General features: G+C 64.2%; 22 protein-coding genes. 16 read left to right on the top strand and 6 right to left on the bottom strand.

The window, feature by feature from the left end:
- The first annotated feature begins 9 nt into the window (after nucleotides 1-9).
- The 3 genes from A5892_RS10425 (at nucleotide 10) to A5892_RS20490 (ending at nucleotide 2,469) form a co-directional block, all read left to right on the top strand.
- Nucleotides 10-1,164, top strand: a complete 1,155-nt coding sequence (locus A5892_RS10425) for an acyl-CoA dehydrogenase family protein (protein ID WP_064122751.1) — start codon at nucleotides 10-12, stop codon at nucleotides 1,162-1,164.
- A gap of 46 nt (nucleotides 1,165-1,210) precedes the next feature.
- Nucleotides 1,211-2,101, top strand: a complete 891-nt coding sequence (locus A5892_RS10420) for a LysR substrate-binding domain-containing protein (protein WP_064122750.1) — start codon at nucleotides 1,211-1,213, stop codon at nucleotides 2,099-2,101.
- Between the two features lie 227 nt (nucleotides 2,102-2,328).
- A complete protein-coding gene (locus A5892_RS20490; RefSeq protein WP_190295592.1) occupies nucleotides 2,329-2,469 on the top strand; it encodes a hypothetical protein in 141 nt (46 codons plus the stop codon).
- A 350-nt stretch (nucleotides 2,470-2,819) separates the two neighbouring features.
- Here A5892_RS20490 and A5892_RS10415 read toward each other — a convergent pair whose 3' ends face one another.
- Entirely contained in the window at nucleotides 2,820-3,017 is a 198-nt protein-coding gene (locus A5892_RS10415; RefSeq protein WP_064122749.1) for a hypothetical protein, read from the bottom strand.
- Between the two features lie 20 nt (nucleotides 3,018-3,037).
- Here A5892_RS10415 and A5892_RS20485 point away from each other — a divergent pair, with 20 nt between their 5' ends.
- Complete coding sequence (locus A5892_RS20485) at nucleotides 3,038-3,184, top strand: hypothetical protein (protein WP_190295591.1); 147 nt, start codon at nucleotides 3,038-3,040, stop codon at nucleotides 3,182-3,184.
- A 163-nt stretch (nucleotides 3,185-3,347) separates the two neighbouring features.
- Nucleotides 3,348-3,602, top strand: coding sequence for a hypothetical protein (locus A5892_RS10410; RefSeq protein ID WP_223302622.1), 255 nt, complete (start codon nucleotides 3,348-3,350; stop codon nucleotides 3,600-3,602).
- A 211-nt stretch (nucleotides 3,603-3,813) separates the two neighbouring features.
- On the opposite strand, the gene A5892_RS10405 is transcribed toward A5892_RS10410, so the two are convergent.
- A complete protein-coding gene (locus A5892_RS10405; RefSeq protein ID WP_150123525.1) occupies nucleotides 3,814-4,122 on the bottom strand; it encodes a hypothetical protein in 309 nt (102 codons plus the stop codon).
- Nucleotides 4,123-4,252: 130 nt separating this feature from the next.
- On the opposite strand from A5892_RS10405, the gene A5892_RS20965 reads away from it, so the two are divergent.
- The 4 genes from A5892_RS20965 (at nucleotide 4,253) to A5892_RS10385 (ending at nucleotide 6,644) form a co-directional block, all read left to right on the top strand.
- Nucleotides 4,253-4,474 carry a hypothetical protein gene (locus A5892_RS20965; protein WP_317627692.1) on the top strand — a complete coding sequence of 74 codons (222 nt, stop codon included), beginning with the start codon at nucleotides 4,253-4,255 and terminating at the stop codon, nucleotides 4,472-4,474.
- Nucleotides 4,464-5,279, top strand: a complete 816-nt coding sequence (locus A5892_RS10400) for an amino acid ABC transporter substrate-binding protein (protein ID WP_317627691.1) — start codon at nucleotides 4,464-4,466, stop codon at nucleotides 5,277-5,279. The genes A5892_RS20965 and A5892_RS10400 overlap by 11 nt, the downstream gene beginning before the upstream one ends.
- An 850-nt stretch (nucleotides 5,280-6,129) precedes the next feature.
- The gene (locus A5892_RS10390; protein WP_064122746.1) at nucleotides 6,130-6,438 is read left to right on the top strand and encodes a hypothetical protein; all 309 of its coding nucleotides are present in this window, start codon (nucleotides 6,130-6,132) and stop codon (nucleotides 6,436-6,438) included.
- On the top strand, nucleotides 6,435-6,644 hold the full coding sequence (locus A5892_RS10385; RefSeq protein WP_064122745.1) for a hypothetical protein: 210 nt from the start codon (nucleotides 6,435-6,437) through the stop codon (nucleotides 6,642-6,644). Before A5892_RS10390 ends, A5892_RS10385 begins: the two co-directional genes overlap by 4 nt.
- 41 nt (nucleotides 6,645-6,685) lie before the next feature.
- Here A5892_RS10385 and cobA read toward each other — a convergent pair whose 3' ends face one another.
- On the bottom strand, nucleotides 6,686-7,873 hold the full coding sequence (gene cobA, locus A5892_RS10380; RefSeq protein WP_082890391.1) for a uroporphyrinogen-III C-methyltransferase: 1,188 nt from the start codon (nucleotides 7,871-7,873) through the stop codon (nucleotides 6,686-6,688).
- Between the two features lie 102 nt (nucleotides 7,874-7,975).
- Nucleotides 7,976-9,259: a serine--tRNA ligase gene (serS, locus tag A5892_RS10375; RefSeq protein ID WP_064122744.1), complete on the bottom strand. Its 1,284-nt coding sequence runs from the start codon at nucleotides 9,257-9,259 to the stop codon at nucleotides 7,976-7,978.
- A gap of 196 nt (nucleotides 9,260-9,455) precedes the next feature.
- On the opposite strand from serS, the gene A5892_RS10370 reads away from it, so the two are divergent.
- From A5892_RS10370 to A5892_RS10355, 4 genes are all read left to right on the top strand, one after another.
- Nucleotides 9,456-10,094 (top strand): SH3 domain-containing protein, encoded by a 639-nt coding sequence (locus tag A5892_RS10370; protein ID WP_064122743.1) that lies wholly within the window; start codon nucleotides 9,456-9,458, stop codon nucleotides 10,092-10,094.
- 95 nt (nucleotides 10,095-10,189) lie between these two features.
- On the top strand, nucleotides 10,190-11,437 hold the full coding sequence (locus A5892_RS10365; RefSeq protein WP_064122742.1) for a NupC/NupG family nucleoside CNT transporter: 1,248 nt from the start codon (nucleotides 10,190-10,192) through the stop codon (nucleotides 11,435-11,437).
- A 90-nt stretch (nucleotides 11,438-11,527) separates the two neighbouring features.
- The gene (gene cobO / locus A5892_RS10360; protein ID WP_064122741.1) at nucleotides 11,528-12,130 is read left to right on the top strand and encodes a cob(I)yrinic acid a,c-diamide adenosyltransferase; all 603 of its coding nucleotides are present in this window, start codon (nucleotides 11,528-11,530) and stop codon (nucleotides 12,128-12,130) included.
- A gap of 26 nt (nucleotides 12,131-12,156) precedes the next feature.
- Nucleotides 12,157-12,900 (top strand): SIMPL domain-containing protein, encoded by a 744-nt coding sequence (locus A5892_RS10355; protein ID WP_064122740.1) that lies wholly within the window; start codon nucleotides 12,157-12,159, stop codon nucleotides 12,898-12,900.
- Nucleotides 12,901-12,910: 10 nt separating this feature from the next.
- Here A5892_RS10355 and A5892_RS10350 read toward each other — a convergent pair whose 3' ends face one another.
- The gene (locus A5892_RS10350; RefSeq protein ID WP_064122739.1) at nucleotides 12,911-13,516 is read right to left on the bottom strand and encodes a LysE/ArgO family amino acid transporter; all 606 of its coding nucleotides are present in this window, start codon (nucleotides 13,514-13,516) and stop codon (nucleotides 12,911-12,913) included.
- Between the two features lie 89 nt (nucleotides 13,517-13,605).
- Between A5892_RS10350 and A5892_RS10345 the strand changes: the two genes are divergently transcribed.
- The gene (locus tag A5892_RS10345) at nucleotides 13,606-14,523 is read left to right on the top strand and encodes a LysR family transcriptional regulator ArgP (RefSeq protein WP_064122738.1); all 918 of its coding nucleotides are present in this window, start codon (nucleotides 13,606-13,608) and stop codon (nucleotides 14,521-14,523) included.
- A complete protein-coding gene (locus A5892_RS10340; RefSeq protein ID WP_064122737.1) occupies nucleotides 14,520-14,861 on the top strand; it encodes a hypothetical protein in 342 nt (113 codons plus the stop codon). The genes A5892_RS10345 and A5892_RS10340 overlap by 4 nt, the downstream gene beginning before the upstream one ends.
- 1 nt (nucleotide 14,862) lies before the next feature.
- Here the strand turns inward: A5892_RS10340 and A5892_RS10335 are convergent, their stop codons facing one another.
- Nucleotides 14,863-15,165, bottom strand: a complete 303-nt coding sequence (locus A5892_RS10335; protein ID WP_064122736.1) for an MTH1187 family thiamine-binding protein — start codon at nucleotides 15,163-15,165, stop codon at nucleotides 14,863-14,865.
- Nucleotides 15,166-15,211: 46 nt separating this feature from the next.
- On the opposite strand from A5892_RS10335, the gene A5892_RS20480 reads away from it, so the two are divergent.
- Complete coding sequence (locus A5892_RS20480; RefSeq protein WP_190295590.1) at nucleotides 15,212-15,355, top strand: hypothetical protein; 144 nt, start codon at nucleotides 15,212-15,214, stop codon at nucleotides 15,353-15,355.
- The last annotated feature ends 13 nt before the right edge of the window (nucleotides 15,356-15,368 follow it).

The following is a 15,368-nucleotide window of genomic DNA, read 5'->3' as shown; positions in this document are numbered from 1 at the left end:
GAAGTACAGATGATTCGTGATCAAGAAACGATGCATATTCTTCTTGATTCAATTCGTAGCTTCGTCAATGAGGCGCTCATTCCCAGAGAGGAAGAGGTAGCGGAAACCGACGAAATCCCTGAAGACATCGTATCGCAGATGCGTGACATGGGCCTGTTCGGCCTCACCATTCCCGAAGAATTCGGTGGTCTCGGTGTCACCATGGAAGAGGAGGTCAATATCGCCTTCGAGCTGGGACGCACGTCTCCGGCGTTCCGTTCATTCATTGGCACCAACAACGGTATCGGCTCCATCGGCATCCTGCTCGATGGCACCGAAGAGCAGAAAGCCACCTATCTGCCGAAATTGGCCAGCGGGGAAATCCTCAGCTCCTTCTGCCTGACCGAGCCGGATTCTGGCTCCGATGCCGCTTCGCTGAGAACCACCGCTGTTCGAGATGGCGATCACTACCTGATCAACGGCACCAAACGCTACATCACCAACGCACCCCACGCTGGCATATTCACCGTCATGGCCCGCACCAATCCCGAGCTCAAGGGAGCCAAAGGCATCAGCGCTTTCATCGTCGAGGCCACCACGCCGGGCATCACGGTCGGCAAATGCGATAAGAAAATGGGGCAGAAAGGCGCCCATACAGCCGACGTCATCTTCGAAAACGTACGGGTGCCGGCCAGCGCCTTGATCGGTGAAGACGAAGGCGTTGGCTTCAAGACCGCCATGAAGGTGCTGGACAAGGGGCGCTTGCATATCGCAGCCATTGCGGTTGGCGCGGCGGAGCGGGTGCTCGATGATTCGCTCAGGTATGCGATGGAGAGAAAGCAGTTCGGCCGCCCGATCTCGGAATTCCAGCTGATTCAGGGAATGCTGGCCGACAGCAAGGCTGAAATTTATGCCGCCAAATGCATGGTGCTGGATGCCGCCCGCAAACGTGACGATGGCCTCAGTGTCAGTACCGAAGCATCCTGCGCCAAGATGTTTGCCACTGAAATGTGTAGTCGAGTGGCGGATCGCGGCGTCCAGATCCACGGTGGCGCGGGCTATGTCAGCGACTACGCGGTAGAGCGTTTCTACCGTGACGTCAGGCTTTTCCGCTTGTATGAAGGCACCACCCAAATTCAGCAGGTCATCATTTCCCGCAACATGATTCGGGAAGCCCAGCAGTAAAGGCCCCCCGCTCGTCCGCCCCGACCGATTACGCCGACGCCGGGGCATGCGCGGGCGCAAGCCACGCATCGAGACGAGCGGCGAACACCTGCGGCGCCTCGACCGAAGGCACATGGCCAACGTGCTCGAGAATCTCGAGCGGTGCGCCGGCGAGCTTCACGGCCAGTGCCACGAGCGTCTGCGGCGGCGTCGACAGATCGTCCGCGCCGCCGAGCAGGTGCACGCCGCGTGCGGCATCGCCACCCAGCTGCTGGAGAGACTCAGCTTCAGCATCGAGGCGACCCAGCGCCTCGCGCGCAAGGGCAAACGCAGACTCGGCATCGGCTTCGTGCCTTCCTCCTTTTATGGCCAGCTGCCCACCCTGGTACGCCGGCTGCGCCAGATCGATGCACTGGAGATCGTGCTGCAGGAGATGACCTCAGTGCAGCAGGTCGCGGCGCTGCACAGTGGCCAGATCGATATCGGCTTCGGCCGGATCTGGCTCGATGGCCCCGGCGTGCGCCAAGAGGTGCTGTTCGAAGAACCGGTACTCGCCGCCCTGCCCGCCCGCCACCCGCTGGTCGGCACCCGTCCCTCGATCGAGCGCCTCGCCGAGGAGCCGTTGATCGTCTACCCCGCCCGGCCGAGACCGAGCTATGCCGATGTCGTACTGGGCATGTTCCACCAGCGAGGTTTGCACATCGAGGTGCTGCAAGAGACCAACGAACTGCAAACCGCGATCGGCCTGGTCGCCTGCGAGATGGGGATCACGCTGGTACCACGCACCGTACGGCGGCTGGTGCGCGAGGATGTGGTCTATGAAGGGATCAGCACCGCGGGATTGAGCTCTCCGCTGATCATGTGCCTGCGCCACGACGACAAGCATGATCCAGTCATGGCGAGCGTGCTCGAGCATGTCTATGCGCTGATCGAACTGCGAAAGCGGGGCAAGTTCTAGCGGCTCGGTGGCCAACCGCATCGCTGGACTGCGACGGCGGGCGTCGTCACCGGCCAATGGCGGGCTGCAATAAGAAAAAGAGTACGAGCGAGGCAGAACTACCAAAAGCGGCGTTGCTATTAAAAGATTGCCCAAGCTTATTGAACGGACGCGCCCAAGACATAAAGCACGAACCACTGTTCAGAACACTGCTACGCTTTGAATGAACCCGCCAAACGGAGAGCGCCATGAGCGATCCATTCCCGATTCCGCCGGACGATCAGCCTCCTCCCGCGCCGCCCCCCGAACCGGAGCCGCCATCCGAGCCGCCGCTCAATCCGCCACCGCAGGAGCCGCCGGACATGCCGAATGAGCCGGTATGGACTTGAGGAGAGCGGACGCCTCCGGGCAAGACAGCTGACAGGACACCAGAACGCAGCGCTACGGGCTCCGTTCTGGCGCCATCATCAGTAGCCAATGATCAGCGGCAGGCACCTCCCATTATCGCGCCGTGGCGCAGAACCTGGAACAGGGCGGAGGGCACCCTCCACGATGCCTGCCTGGCAACAGGGTACAAGAGTGGCAAAGGACTAGAAGCCCACTGAATCCCCGATACTTGATGATCGGTACCAATCGCTGACTCCATCCCCTGCTCCCGCGCCGATGCATGCCGCCCGCCCCGTAGGGAATGCGGCCTGGACGAGTGCCCCTGATCCGACGCGCTTTGCGAGAGACGCAGTCATTGACCGCCGTTCATCTCGCTCGCCCGTGCCTGCGCCTCGGAGAGCGATGAGAAGGGCCCCCTGACTTCACGCCCTCCCCGGCGTTCGACGATGACCCAGCCGGGATATCTGTCGCTTTTCATGCTTTCCACCGCCGGATTCGTCAAGCCCACCGCTGCGGACAAGCGGTTCTCTACGACGTAGCGCTTTTTCATCCAGCACCTCCCTGGAGTCGATGGATATTTCCAGCCAGGGACAAGGTGGAATAGGGCCATTACGCATGCAAGCTTTGTTCGATGGGCGCGACCAAAGATGGGCCAAGCAGCGTCCGTGGGATTCGACGAATGACGATATTGGCGATGAAAACGTCGAATCCATTTGAGCTTCGAACAATTGCACAAACCCCGCTCAGCTGAGCCACTTTGTAGCATTTTGGTATATTAATGCGTCTCTTTGGTGACTCTTAATGACGCGGTCATCTTTGGTCGAATATCCTAAAGCCGTAGATCTGTCTTCCATTTCTTTTCGGCCAGGAGATTCATGCAATGAAAATCCGATCCATGCTTGCGGGCGCGGCGTTCGCCTCGCTCTTCGCTCTTCCCACCTGGGCGCAGGAAGCCGGCGCGGAGGCCGGAGGCGCAGCCGCATCGTCCTCACCCGCGCCGGTCGCGCAGGGCGCACCTTCCACTGCCTCGACGATGGTCGGCACCGCAGTCTCGGCCACCGGTACTTCCGGCACGGGTGGAACGACTGGCACGACAGGGACCACCGGCACCACCGGTACCTCCGGCACGAACTAAGCGCGGGCTCGGTCTAGCCGCCGAGTCTTCGAGCCCCGCCGGCAGCGCGGTTTGCGCCAACCGAATACCCAGCTAACCCGCTCCGGCGGGTTCTGTGCGTAAAGCCCGGCAGCAGCCTGCTCCCCAGCTCGATCATCACTGCCATGTCCTCATCGGCGATCGGATTTCATTGGTGATCGCAAAGAGCGCCTGTGCGCATAAGCGCTCCACACTAAGGTGACTTCAGGATGCTCAGATTGATGATCACGCAGGACAACAGGCTGACCGCCAGCAGAATACGCCAGACCTTTTCCAGGCTCCCGTAGCTCAACCATCCGCCCAAGAACATCGCGACGGTTATGATCACGCAGTTGACGGCGATTCGTCCTAGTTTGGCCGCGGTCATGATCCCCCTCTGTATTGGAATGCTTTCCTTGCCATCATGCGATCGCCCCTTGCACTTGTCATGCGCCTGGCACTTGTCGATGCGCAGCAGTGACAACGAGCGAGGATGACTTTCGCTGGTGAACGCCGTTTCCACCGCAGGGTTGCGAGATCAACAGTAACTTGAAAGGTCCTGCGCCCTGCCCGACCGGCACATGATTTGCATTCATTATTCGTTGCTTTGCCCTGGCTGATCGCCAGTGGTCCATAACAAAGAGGAGAGATGAATGCGTGTTGCCAAGTTGACGGTATTCGGTTTCGCAGGTGCCGCTCTATTGTGGTGGTCACAGGCCAGCGCCGCCGCCACGCTCGACCAGGTCAAGCAGCGTGACAGCGTAGCTTGCGGCGTCAGTCCGGGAATCAGCGGTTTCTCCGCGCCGGACCAGCAAGGCCGCTGGACAGGTATCGACGTGGAACTCTGCCGGGGACGCCGCCGCGGTGCTGGGTGATCCGGACAAGGTCATCTACCGCGCATTGACCTCCACCGAACGCTTCACCGTGCTTCAAGGAGGCGAGGTGGACCTGCTGTCTCGCAACACCACCTGGACCGCAGCGAGGGACAATAGCCTGGGACTCACCTTTCCCGGCGGCGTGACCTTCTACGATGGCGAGGGATTTTTGGTGAAGAAATCACTCGGCGTCTCAAGCCTCAGCGAGCTGGACGGCGCCACGGTCTGCATCACCTCGGGGAGCACCCATGAGCTGAATATGCAGGACTACTTCGGCGCCCATGGCATGAGCTACCAGCCCGTCACCGCGGAGACACCGGACGTGCTGGTCAGTGCGTTCGACGGTGGGCGCTGCGACGTGCTGACCTCCGATGCCTCTCAGCTCGCTGGGCTGCGCACCCACCTGGCCGATCCGGAAGGCGCGGAAATCCTCCCCGAACGGATCTCCAAGGAGCCACTGGCACCGATGGTTCGTCGCGGTGACGAGGACTGGGGCAAAGTGGTGAGCTGGACGCTCTACGCGATGCTCAACGCCGAGGAGCTGGGCGTGACCAGCGAGAACGTCGACCAGATGCGTGACCAGCCACCCAATCCCGACATCGCCCGTCTGCTCGGCCAGGACGGCAACTTCGGTGAGCAGCTGGGGCTATCCAACGACTGGGCCTACAACATCGTCAAGCTGGTGGGCAACTACGCCGAGGTCTATGAGCGAACCGTCGGAGAGCAGTCTCCCCTCGGCATTCCCCGTGGCGTCAACGCCCTGTGGAACGCAGGCGGCATCCAGTACGCTCCGCCGGTGCGCTGACCGTCGCGCTCGATGCCCCGGGCCCGGGGCGAAAAAAAGCCCAGCGAACGCTGGGCTCAAGTACGCAGGGAATGCTGCCTGGGAGGCAGCAGGGAAAACATCGATAATGCACTCTCTGCTGGCCCCTGCTATTGGCCTCTCTGGAAAAAGAAAAGCCCCTTGTTTCAAGGGGCCAAATAACCCAGAAGGATGTCTTGCGATTAAATAGACAGGAGCTCTCGGGTTTAGTTCGCACCGCCAGAGTAACTTTTTGTAAACGAGCCGGCCGCTGCCTTCGTCACTGAAATGACAACACGCCCTGGCAGAGTAGTGGCCAGCGACACGGAAAGGTGGAGCAGAACGTGCGCGACGCGGCGAGTCCACGGGCGAAACCCTGGGCAAACTATTGGCCAATGGCGCAAAAGTGGCAAAGCCGTGTACAACATAGGCACAATGTTTCACCTCCTCAGATCTGCGCCGACGGCGTCATGGTCACTGCGTCCGGCCCGGTCATTGGGCGAACGCAATTGAGGAAGTCGCTCAGGAAGAGCAAACAATCGCTAGGAGGCAGCCGCTATGCCAATCACTAAGAAAGAGTCGCCATTCAAAGGCGCGAAATGCCAGATCTGCAATTCCCCGCTCCACTGGCCGGAGCCCATGCCTGACGACAGCATGTTGTGCTGCCCAAACGGCCACGAGATATGTACCATGGCGGAATTCCGCCAAGCCGCGTACGAGATGGCACTGCGCGAGGAGATCCAGATCAGACGCATCCAGCCCCTCGATTCGCAGCGGCTCTCCGCCTGATCCAATGAGCCATCCTTGGCGGCTCCTCGGGCAGGCATCACCATCCTCGATGCGAGCTTTGAACATGAAACCTTTCTCATTCATCGCCCGCTGGGCAGCGCCATTCGCTCTGGCGGCGCTCTGGGCCAGCCCTTCACTGGCCCAGAGCAGCGGCACTGCGGTGCAATCCCCCCAGCAGCGCTTCGAACAGAGCCAGCGCCAGAATCAGATCAACCGTACCCAGCGGGATGTCCAGCAACAGCGCAGTCGTCTCAACTCGAACCAGGGGCCGACTGAAACCTCCGAGCGCCTCGACCGCCAGCGTTTGAACCAGTCTCAGCAGGGACTCGACCAGCTCAGGCGACAGCAGCAGCCACAAAGCAGCACGCCGTGAGCTGGCGGCCTTTTTCCGCTTCGAGCGCGCGCGAACGGCTGCGCCGGCTCGATCAGGGTGACCGGGTCCATGAACACCGCTATCGCAAGATCCTGCACAGCGAGGAGCGGCGCTGGTATCTGGTGGTCACGATGGTGATAACGATTCCCGTCGCACTAGCGCTCGCGGCGCTGTACTTCCAGCATGCGCTACCGGCGCTGCGCTGATCCGACCGCTCCCCCTGTTTTGAAACTGCCGGGAGGCGCTTTCAGGCCTCGCCGGCGCGATCCAGCGGGCTCGGATGCTTGCCGTTGCGCCACCCGAGGCTCGCGGCGCTGGCGCGCTCGAACCATGAGAGCGAGCGATACAGCGAGACTACCCCACCTACCACGATCAACGTCGGCGGCGCGATATCGAGCCCCGTGATGCTGGCTGCAATACCAGCCAGCGTATCGACGTGGACGCGCTGGCGCGCGGTGGTGCCCTGCTCGACCAGTGCGATTGGCGTGTCCGGGCCCATCCCGTGCTCGATCAATTGGCGGGCGATCACCTCGAGGCTACCCAGCCCCATGTAGAACACCAGCGTCTGACCAGGAGCCGCCAGGGTCGGCCAGTCTAGATCGATGCTGCCATTGCTTAGATGGCCAGTGATGAATCGCACCGACTGGGCGTGATCACGGTGGGTCAGCGGGATACCGGTATAGGCAGAGACCCCGATCGCCGCGGTGATTCCCGGGATCACCTCGAAATCGATCCCGGCCTCGGCGAGGCGCTCGAGCTCCTCGCCACCGCGGCCGAAGACGAACGGATCACCGCCCTTGAGCCGCACCACCCGATATCCGGCACGCGCCCAGTCGACCAGCGCCTGGTTGATCCCCTCCTGAGGTACGCTGTGGCGCGAGCGCGCCTTGCCGACGTAGAGCCGTCGAGCGCCAGGGGCGGCCAGCGCCAGCACCTCATCACTGACCAGTCGATCATGGATCAGCACCTCGGCTTCACGCAGTCGAGCCAACGCCTTGAGGGTCAGAAGCTCCGGATCGCCGGGACCGGCACCGACCAGGCTGACCCGGCCAGGCTGAAAGCGGTTGCGCGACGAAGCGGCGGATGAGTCGGGCGCGCGCCCAACCTCGAGCGGCAGCCGGACGCTCGAGCGCTCGGGCCAACGCGGCACGAAAACGGCAACGCCGGCCCGTTCGGCCAGCGCCACGAGTTCGTCGTCCTGCAGCGGGTCACCGGTCGCGACCAGCCAGCACTGCCCACGCGCAGGGGAAGGCGGCATTGATTCGATCGCCCAGCCACGCGAGGCAGCCAGGGCCGACAGTCCTCCAGCGAGGGACTGCGCATGGATGCGAAGCCTCAGGTCGCCAAGGCGCTCGGCAATGGCCAGCGCTTCCCGCCCGCCGCCGAAGAGGCGGAGATCGAAAAAGCGCAGGGAACAGATCAGGTCTAGAGCCATGCGTTATCCCGGTAAGCACGATGCGTCCGGCAGCGATGCCGGGCCCGAAATGATAATGCCACACCGGAGCGCGGCCAAAGCTGGTCGACTGCGAGCCGCCGCTCAGCGCGGCGAATTGATCCGATCGACCCCACCCATGTAGCCACGCAGCGCCTCGGGCACCTCGATCGAACCATCGACGCGCTGGTAGTTCTCCATCACCGCGATCAGGCAGCGTCCGACCGCCAGCCCCGAACCGTTGAGGGTATGCACCAGTCGCGGTTTCTTGTCGCTGGCGCTGCGAAAGCGCGCCTGCATCCGCCGGGCCTGGAAGTCCTCGCAGTTGGAAATCGACGAGATCTCACGATAGGTCCGCTGGCTCGGCAACCACACTTCCAGGTCATAGGTCTTGGCGGCGGAGAAGCCGAGATCGCCACCGCACAGCGCGACCACCCGGTAAGGCAGGCCCAGCGCCTGAAGCACCGCCTCGGCGTGGCCACGCATCTCCTCGAGCACCTCGTAGGAGTGCTCCGGCGCGCACACCTGGACCATCTCGACCTTGTCGAACTGGTGCTGGCGGATCATTCCACGGGTGTCGCGACCATAGGCCCCCGCTTCACTGCGAAAGCACGGCGTGTGCGCGGTGAGCTTGAGCGGCAGCCGTTCGGCCGGCAGGATCTCGCCACGCACCAGGTTGGTCAACGGCACTTCGGCGGTGGGGATCAGCCGATAGTCCTGCTCGCCCTCGAGCGCGAAAAGGTCCTCGGCGAACTTGGGCAACTGCCCGGTGCCCTGGAGCGAGGCGGCGTTGACCATGTAGGGCACGTAGTGCTCTTCGTAGCCGTGATCGAGGGTCTGCTTGTCGAGCATGAACTGGGTCAACGCGCGGTGAAGCCTCGCGACCTCACCGCGCATCACCACGAAGCGCGAGCCGGTGAGCTTCGCCGCGGCCTCGAAGTCGAGCCCACCGTAGAGCCCGCCGAGATCGGTATGGTCGCGTGGTTCGAACTCGAACGCTCGCGGCTCGCCCCAGCGCGCGACCTCGAGATTGTCGCTTTCATCTTTCCCTGGCGGCACGCTGTCGTGGGGCAGATTGGGCAATCCGGCGAGGATCGAGTCGAACTCCACCTGCAACTCATCGAGCTGCCCCGAGGCATCGCCGAGACGCCCCTTGAGCGACTCGACCTCGGCGAGCAGAGGCGCCACATCCTCTCCCTTGGCCTTGGCCTGGCCGATCGCCTTGGAGCGGGCGTTGCGCTCGCCCTGCAGCTCCTCCACCCGGGTCTGCAACTCGCGACGCCGGGACTCGAGCGAGGAGATCCGCTGCAGATCGAGTGAAAATCCGCGGAGGGCGAGACGTGCAGCGACACCTTCGAGGTCGCTGCGCAGCAGTTTGGGATCGAGCATCGGGCTACTTTCCAGGGTTCGAGAGGGAAGACGCCAACGGCGCCGAACTCGCATTGTAGGGAAAAGCGGCCTCGCGCTCCATGCCCAGCGGGCTCGGGCATGCGGCTGTCACCGATCGAGCCGCTCGGGTACTCTGATGCCACCTTCGGACCCGGGCCTTGGCCCTGCGTGACTTTCAACTGGCGAGGAGATCGACATGCGCCCCAGCCTCCCGACCGCGCTGCTGCTTCTCGCCCTGCCGCTGGCCTGCACCCCGGCGCTGGCCCAGTCCGAACAGCGCCTGATCTGCGAACAGCCGCCCGCGCTCAACGCCGGCGGCACCCCACGCCTGGACCTTTCCGAAGTGGATGCGGCCAACCGACAGGCGCTCGCGGCCGCCTCCCGGGCACCGATCGGCGTCGGCATCGGCTTCAACCGGGGCTACTACGGCGGCTTCGATGGCTATGGCGATCAGCGCCAGTCGGTCGCGGCGCTGGTCGCCGCCAACCAGCGCCTCGCCACGCTGGTCGACCAGCTATCGCTCCAGGTCGATGCACTCCAGCAGCAGCTCGCCGCACCCCGTTCGCTGGTCTGCCGCCCGATGGGCGCCGAGCAGCCCACGACTACTACACCTACTCCCCCCGCGAACGCCGACGGCGTGCTCGCCCAGGCCCGCGCAGCGGTCGATCAAGCCGGGGTATTCAACTATCCAGGCCCAGGGGCTCCACAGGTCGGCGCGCTGCGCCTGAATGAGACGGTGACGATCCATGCCCGACGCGACGGCTGGGTACGAATAACCGCATCTGACGCCGCACCTGGCTGGGTTCGCGAGGCGCTGCTCGCTCCGATTCATTGACCGCGCACGACGGCCTTGAACAACTGCTTCAAATCCGCAGAACCTTCGTTCACACTCGCCAGCTTAACGACCACAATCAACAATCTGGTAACGCGATGAACATACTCATGGGGGTGATCGGCATCGCTGTGCTGATCGGTATTGCCCTGCTCTTCAGCGAAAATCGCCGGGCGATCCGCCTGCGCACGGTATCCATTGCCTTTGCCATTCAAGCGCTGATCGGCGTAGTCGTGCTCTATACCGATTGGGGCGGTCAGCTGCTGCAATGGATCAGCAATGGCGTGCAGGCCGTGCTCGGCTCCGCTGACGCCGGGATCAGTTTTCTCTTCGGCGGTCTGGTCAGCCCTCAGATGTTCGAGGTCTTCGGCAATGGCGGCTTCGTCTTCGCCTTCCGGGTACTGCCGATCATCGTGTTCTTTTCCTCGTTGATCGCGGTGCTCTATTACCTCGGCGTCATGCGCTGGGTGATCAACGTGATCGGCCGCGGCCTGCAGCTCGCCCTAGGCACCAGCCGCGCCGAGTCGCTCAACTCGGCGGCGAACATCTTCGTCGGCCAGTCCGAAGCCCCCCTGGTGGTCAAGCCTTTCGTACCGAAGATGACCCGCTCGGAGCTCTTCGCGGTGATGGCTGGCGGGCTCGCGAGCGTCGCGGGCTCCACACTCGGCGGCTATGCCGCACTCGGTATCGATCTCAACTACCTGCTTGCCGCCTCCTTCATGGCCGCTCCCGGCGGGCTGCTGATGGCCAAGCTGATAATCCCCGAGACCGGCCGCCCCCACCAGCGGCTCGAAGAAGTAGAGCCGGACGATGCCCAGCAGCAAGGTCCGCGCAACGTCATCGACGCCGCCGCGGCGGGAGCCAGCGACGGACTGCGCCTCGCCGTCAATGTCGGCGCGATGCTGATCGCCTTCGTCGCGCTGATCGCCCTGTTCAATGGCATGGTCGGCTCCATCGGCGGCTGGTTCGGGATCGAGGAGCTGTCGCTGCAGCTGATCCTCGGCTACTGCTTCGCGCCGCTCGCCTTCCTGATCGGCATCCCCTGGGACGAGGCGATCACCGCCGGCAGCCTGATCGGCCAGAAGACCATCCTCAACGAATTCGTCGCCTACATCGACTTCGTCGCGGTGCGTGATTCGCTGACGCCCCACTCCCAGGCCATCGTGATCTTCGCGCTGTGCGGATTCGCCAACCTGAGCTCGGTCGCGATCCTGCTCGGCGGTCTCGGCGTCATCGCCCCCAATCGCCGCGGCGACGTCGCCTCCCTCGGCCTCAAGGCGGTGCTCGCGGGCACGCTCTCGAACCTGATGAGCGCCTGCCTGGCGGGGCTGCTGCTCGCGCTTTGAGCCATCCCGGGCCAGGACTCTCGTCGACACGTCCTGGCGCGACGTACGCGCTATGATGCATGCCGAACCGCATGCACAGGAGGCCCCGGGATGAGCGACGAGCGTCAGCGCCGCCACAAGCGCGCAATGGAGAAACTCAAGCAGCACGTCGATGCCAAGGTCGCCGCCGCCAGCGTCGAGCGCGGGCTGCTGCTGGTCTTCACCGGCAACGGCAAGGGCAAGACCACCGCGGCCTGGGGCACGGTGGCCCGCGCGCTGGGCTATGGCTATGGCGTCGGCGTGGTGCAGTTCATCAAGGGAGAATGGGAGTGCGGCGAGCGCCAGCGGCTCGCCGACGATCCCCAGCTGGAGGTCGTGGTGATGGCCACCGGCTTCACCTGGGAAACCCAGAACCGCGATACCGATCGGGCCGCTTGCGAGGCGACCTGGGCCCACGCCGAGCGGATGATGACCGACCCGAGCCGCTACCTGGTGGTGCTCGACGAGCTCACCTACATGCTCAAATTCGGCTATCTCGATGTCCAAAGGGTGATGCGCGCGCTGGCCCACCGCCCCCCCGAGCAGACGGTGATCATCACCGGCCGTAATGCCCACCGCGAGCTGCTCGAGATGGCCGATACCATCACCGAGATGCAGGAAACGCGCCACGCCTTCAACCAGGGGCTCAAGGCCCGCCGGGGCATCGACTACTGATGCCCCACCCGACAAGGAAGCCCGACATGACCACCACCACGTTGTCCCGCCGCCTGACCCTCGGGGTGCTTTGCGCCTGTGCACTCGCGCTGCCCCTGGCCGCTCAGGCCAAGCCCGCCACGCTCGAAGTCAGCGGTGAGGGCCAAGTGCAGATCGTGCCCGATCGCGCAGGACTGAACGCCACCCTGTGGGAGAAGACTCCGCTGCGTGACGAGGGCGAAAGCGCGGCGCCAGGCGAGCTGGAGCAAGCGCGCAGCGCGCTGGAGCGCCGAATGTCCCAACTGATCGATACGCTGGTTGCCGCAGGCGTCGCGCGTGAGCGCATCCACGCCGGCAGCATCAGCATTCAACCCGAGATGCTCTACGCCAGCAGCGATGGGCAGCCGAACCGCAGCCGGATCAGTGTCGAACGTCCGATCCAGCTCGACATCGAACAGCTCGACCGGCTGCCCACCGTGCTCGAAGCATTGACCCAAGCCGGCGTCGACCGCCTCGACGGGGTGAGCTACGACGTCGCCGATCGTGGCGCGGTCGAGGATCGTGCGCTGGCCGCGGCCGTCGCCCGCGCTGAGGGCAAGGCACGGGCGATCGCCGCGAGCCTCTCGCTCGAGCTGGGCCCGGTGCTCGAGGCGGTCGAGGGAGAGGCCCCGCACTTCCAGCCGAGGATGATGGCGATGGCCGAAAGTCGCGCCGCCGACGCGGTCGACTACAATCCCGGCGAAATCGGCGTCGAGGCCCGGATCATTTTGCGCTACGCGCTCGAGGAGTGACGTTCGCCCCTCAGCCGTGCAGCAGCCTGATCGCGATCGCCAGGAGAACGGTGCCGATCGCGCCATCGATCCAGCGCCATGACCGCGCCGAGGCGAGGGTCGCGGCGAACCGTCGAGCGCCAGCGACGAGGGAGAAGAACCAGGCCGCCGATGCGCACGCCGCGCCGATCACGAACCCCAGCGGCGACGGCCTGGTCGCGCCGATGCCGCCGAGCATCGCCACCGTATCCAGATAGACGTGGGGATTGAGCAGGCTCACCGCCAGCGTGGCGAACAGCGTGGCCAGCCGCGAACCCGCCGGCGCGTCGAGCGGATGCAGTCCCCGGCGCTGGAACACCGCCCGCCAGAATGCTTGACCCGCGAGCAGCAGCAGTAGCGCAGCGGCGGCCCAAGCGAGCATCCGCGTCGCCTTGGGCCAGGCCTGCAGCGCGCTCGCGACACCGAACACACCCAGCGCGGTGAGCCCCACGTCGCAAAGGGTACAGATCGAGGCGACCATCCAGGGATGGCGCCCACGCATGCCCTGCTGCAGCACGTAGGCATTCTGTGCACCGATCGCCACGATCAGCCCGAGCCCCATGATCCACCCGTCCAGCCACGATGCCAGCATGCTCATCTCTCTACCCTCGTGATCGAGCGACAAACATACGCGACCTGACTATCATCAATTAAACTAATTCACCTAATACCCCATTAGGCTAATCGATGATCGACTATAAACTCCTCGAGGCGCTCAGCGCGGTGATCGATCAAGGCGGCTTCGAGCGCGGCGCCCGAGCGCTGGGCCTGACCCAGTCGGCGGTATCGCAGCGAATCAAACTGCTCGAGGCGCGGCTCGGACAGCCGGTGCTGGTGCGTGCGCCGCGTCTTGCGCCAACCGAAACCGGACAGCGGCTGCTCAACCACGTCCAGCAGGTGCGCTTGCTCGAGTACGACCTGGTCGACACCCTGCCGGCGCTGGGCGAAGGCGGCCAGCGGATGCGTATCGCGGTGAACGCCGACAGCCTCGCCACTTGGTGGTTCGACGCCAGTGGAGATTTCGGCCGCCAGCACGAGGTGCTGTTCGATCTGGTGATCGAGGATCAGGACCAGGCGCTGAGCCGCATGCGCGATGGTGAAGTGGCGGCCTGCGTCTGCGCATCGCCGCGCGCGGTGCAGGGCGCGCGGGCGCACTTCCTCGGTGGCATGCGCTATCTGCCGATGGCGACCCCTGGATTCATCGACCGCTACTTTGCCGATGGCATCGACGAGAGCGCCTTGACCCGGGCGCCGACGGTGATCTACGGCAACGATGACCACCTGCAGCACCGCTATCTCGCCGAGCACGGCGTTACCGCGGCCTTTCCCCACCACCGCTGCCCCTCTTCGCCAGGCTTCCTGGCGATGGTGAGAAACGGTCTATGCTACGGGCTGATACCCGAATTGCAGGCGCGCGAAGCGATCGAGGCCGGCGAGCTGGCGGTGCTCGAATGGGACACGCGGATCGTGGTGCCGCTCTACTGGCACCATTGGCGCCAGGGCGGCCAGCTGCTCGACACCCTGACCGACCATCTGCTCGCCCGAGCGGCGCAGTGGCTGCTCGGGGCCGAAACGGGCGCAGCGCAGGCAAGGAGAACGCCATGACCCCAGCACGAAGATGCGGCCATCCCCAGCGCCGGGCGCTCCAGAGCGCCATTGCGCTTGGGCTGCTCCATATGCTGGCGGGCTGCGCAAGCGGGCCCTCTTCCCCATCCAGCGCATCGATCGAGACCGCGGCGGCCGACGCCCCCCAGGCCGAAGCGCAGGCGGTGGCGATGGCCACCGAGCAATGTGGCGGCAAGCCGGTCGCCTACGAATGGCAGCCAGCGCAGCCACGCCTTGCCCTGCCACCCGCCGCTATCGCACGCGGGCGCCTGGTCAGCGCCGAGATCGAGGGCGACTCCGGCTTCGGCGTCCTGGTCTATCGATGCCAGCGGGCATGAGTCACGACTCGAGCAGACGGCGCACGCTCTCGACCTTATCGTCCATGCTCTGCTCCCGGTCGATGCGCGTGCCGAGCTTGAGCGTGGTGGTGATCCTCGGCGCGCCCATCTCGTGAACCACCTGGTGGCAGCGCTTGATCGCCCCGAACACCTCGTCCCACTCTCCTTCGATGTTAGTGCCGTACGCATGCATCCGGTGCTCGAGCCCCGCCTCCTCGAGCACCCGCTGGCAGGCGGCGACGTGGGGCGAGACCGAGACGCCGACCCCGAGCGGCACCACGCATAAATCGACGATGACCTTCATTTCGCTACCTCCGAGTCGTTTACCGCTGGCGCAGTGGACGCAGCGAATGTCGATTTCCGCCATTTCGCTTGCCTGTGCCAAGCTGGAAACCCTCATCTTCGCCTGCATAGCGGCCGATCACAAAACGGGTTCGGCGCCCAAGGAGGCGAACTTGAAACCGTCGATCGATGTAATAGCCGACAATGATTAGCAGGATTGCCAAG

The organism is Halotalea alkalilenta, assembly GCF_001648175.1.
In the GTDB taxonomy this organism is placed as follows: Bacteria; Pseudomonadota; Gammaproteobacteria; order Pseudomonadales; family Halomonadaceae; genus Halotalea; species Halotalea alkalilenta_A.
The sequence above is the reverse complement of the archived record's forward strand: the minus strand, read 5'-3'. Positions and strand labels throughout refer to the sequence as shown.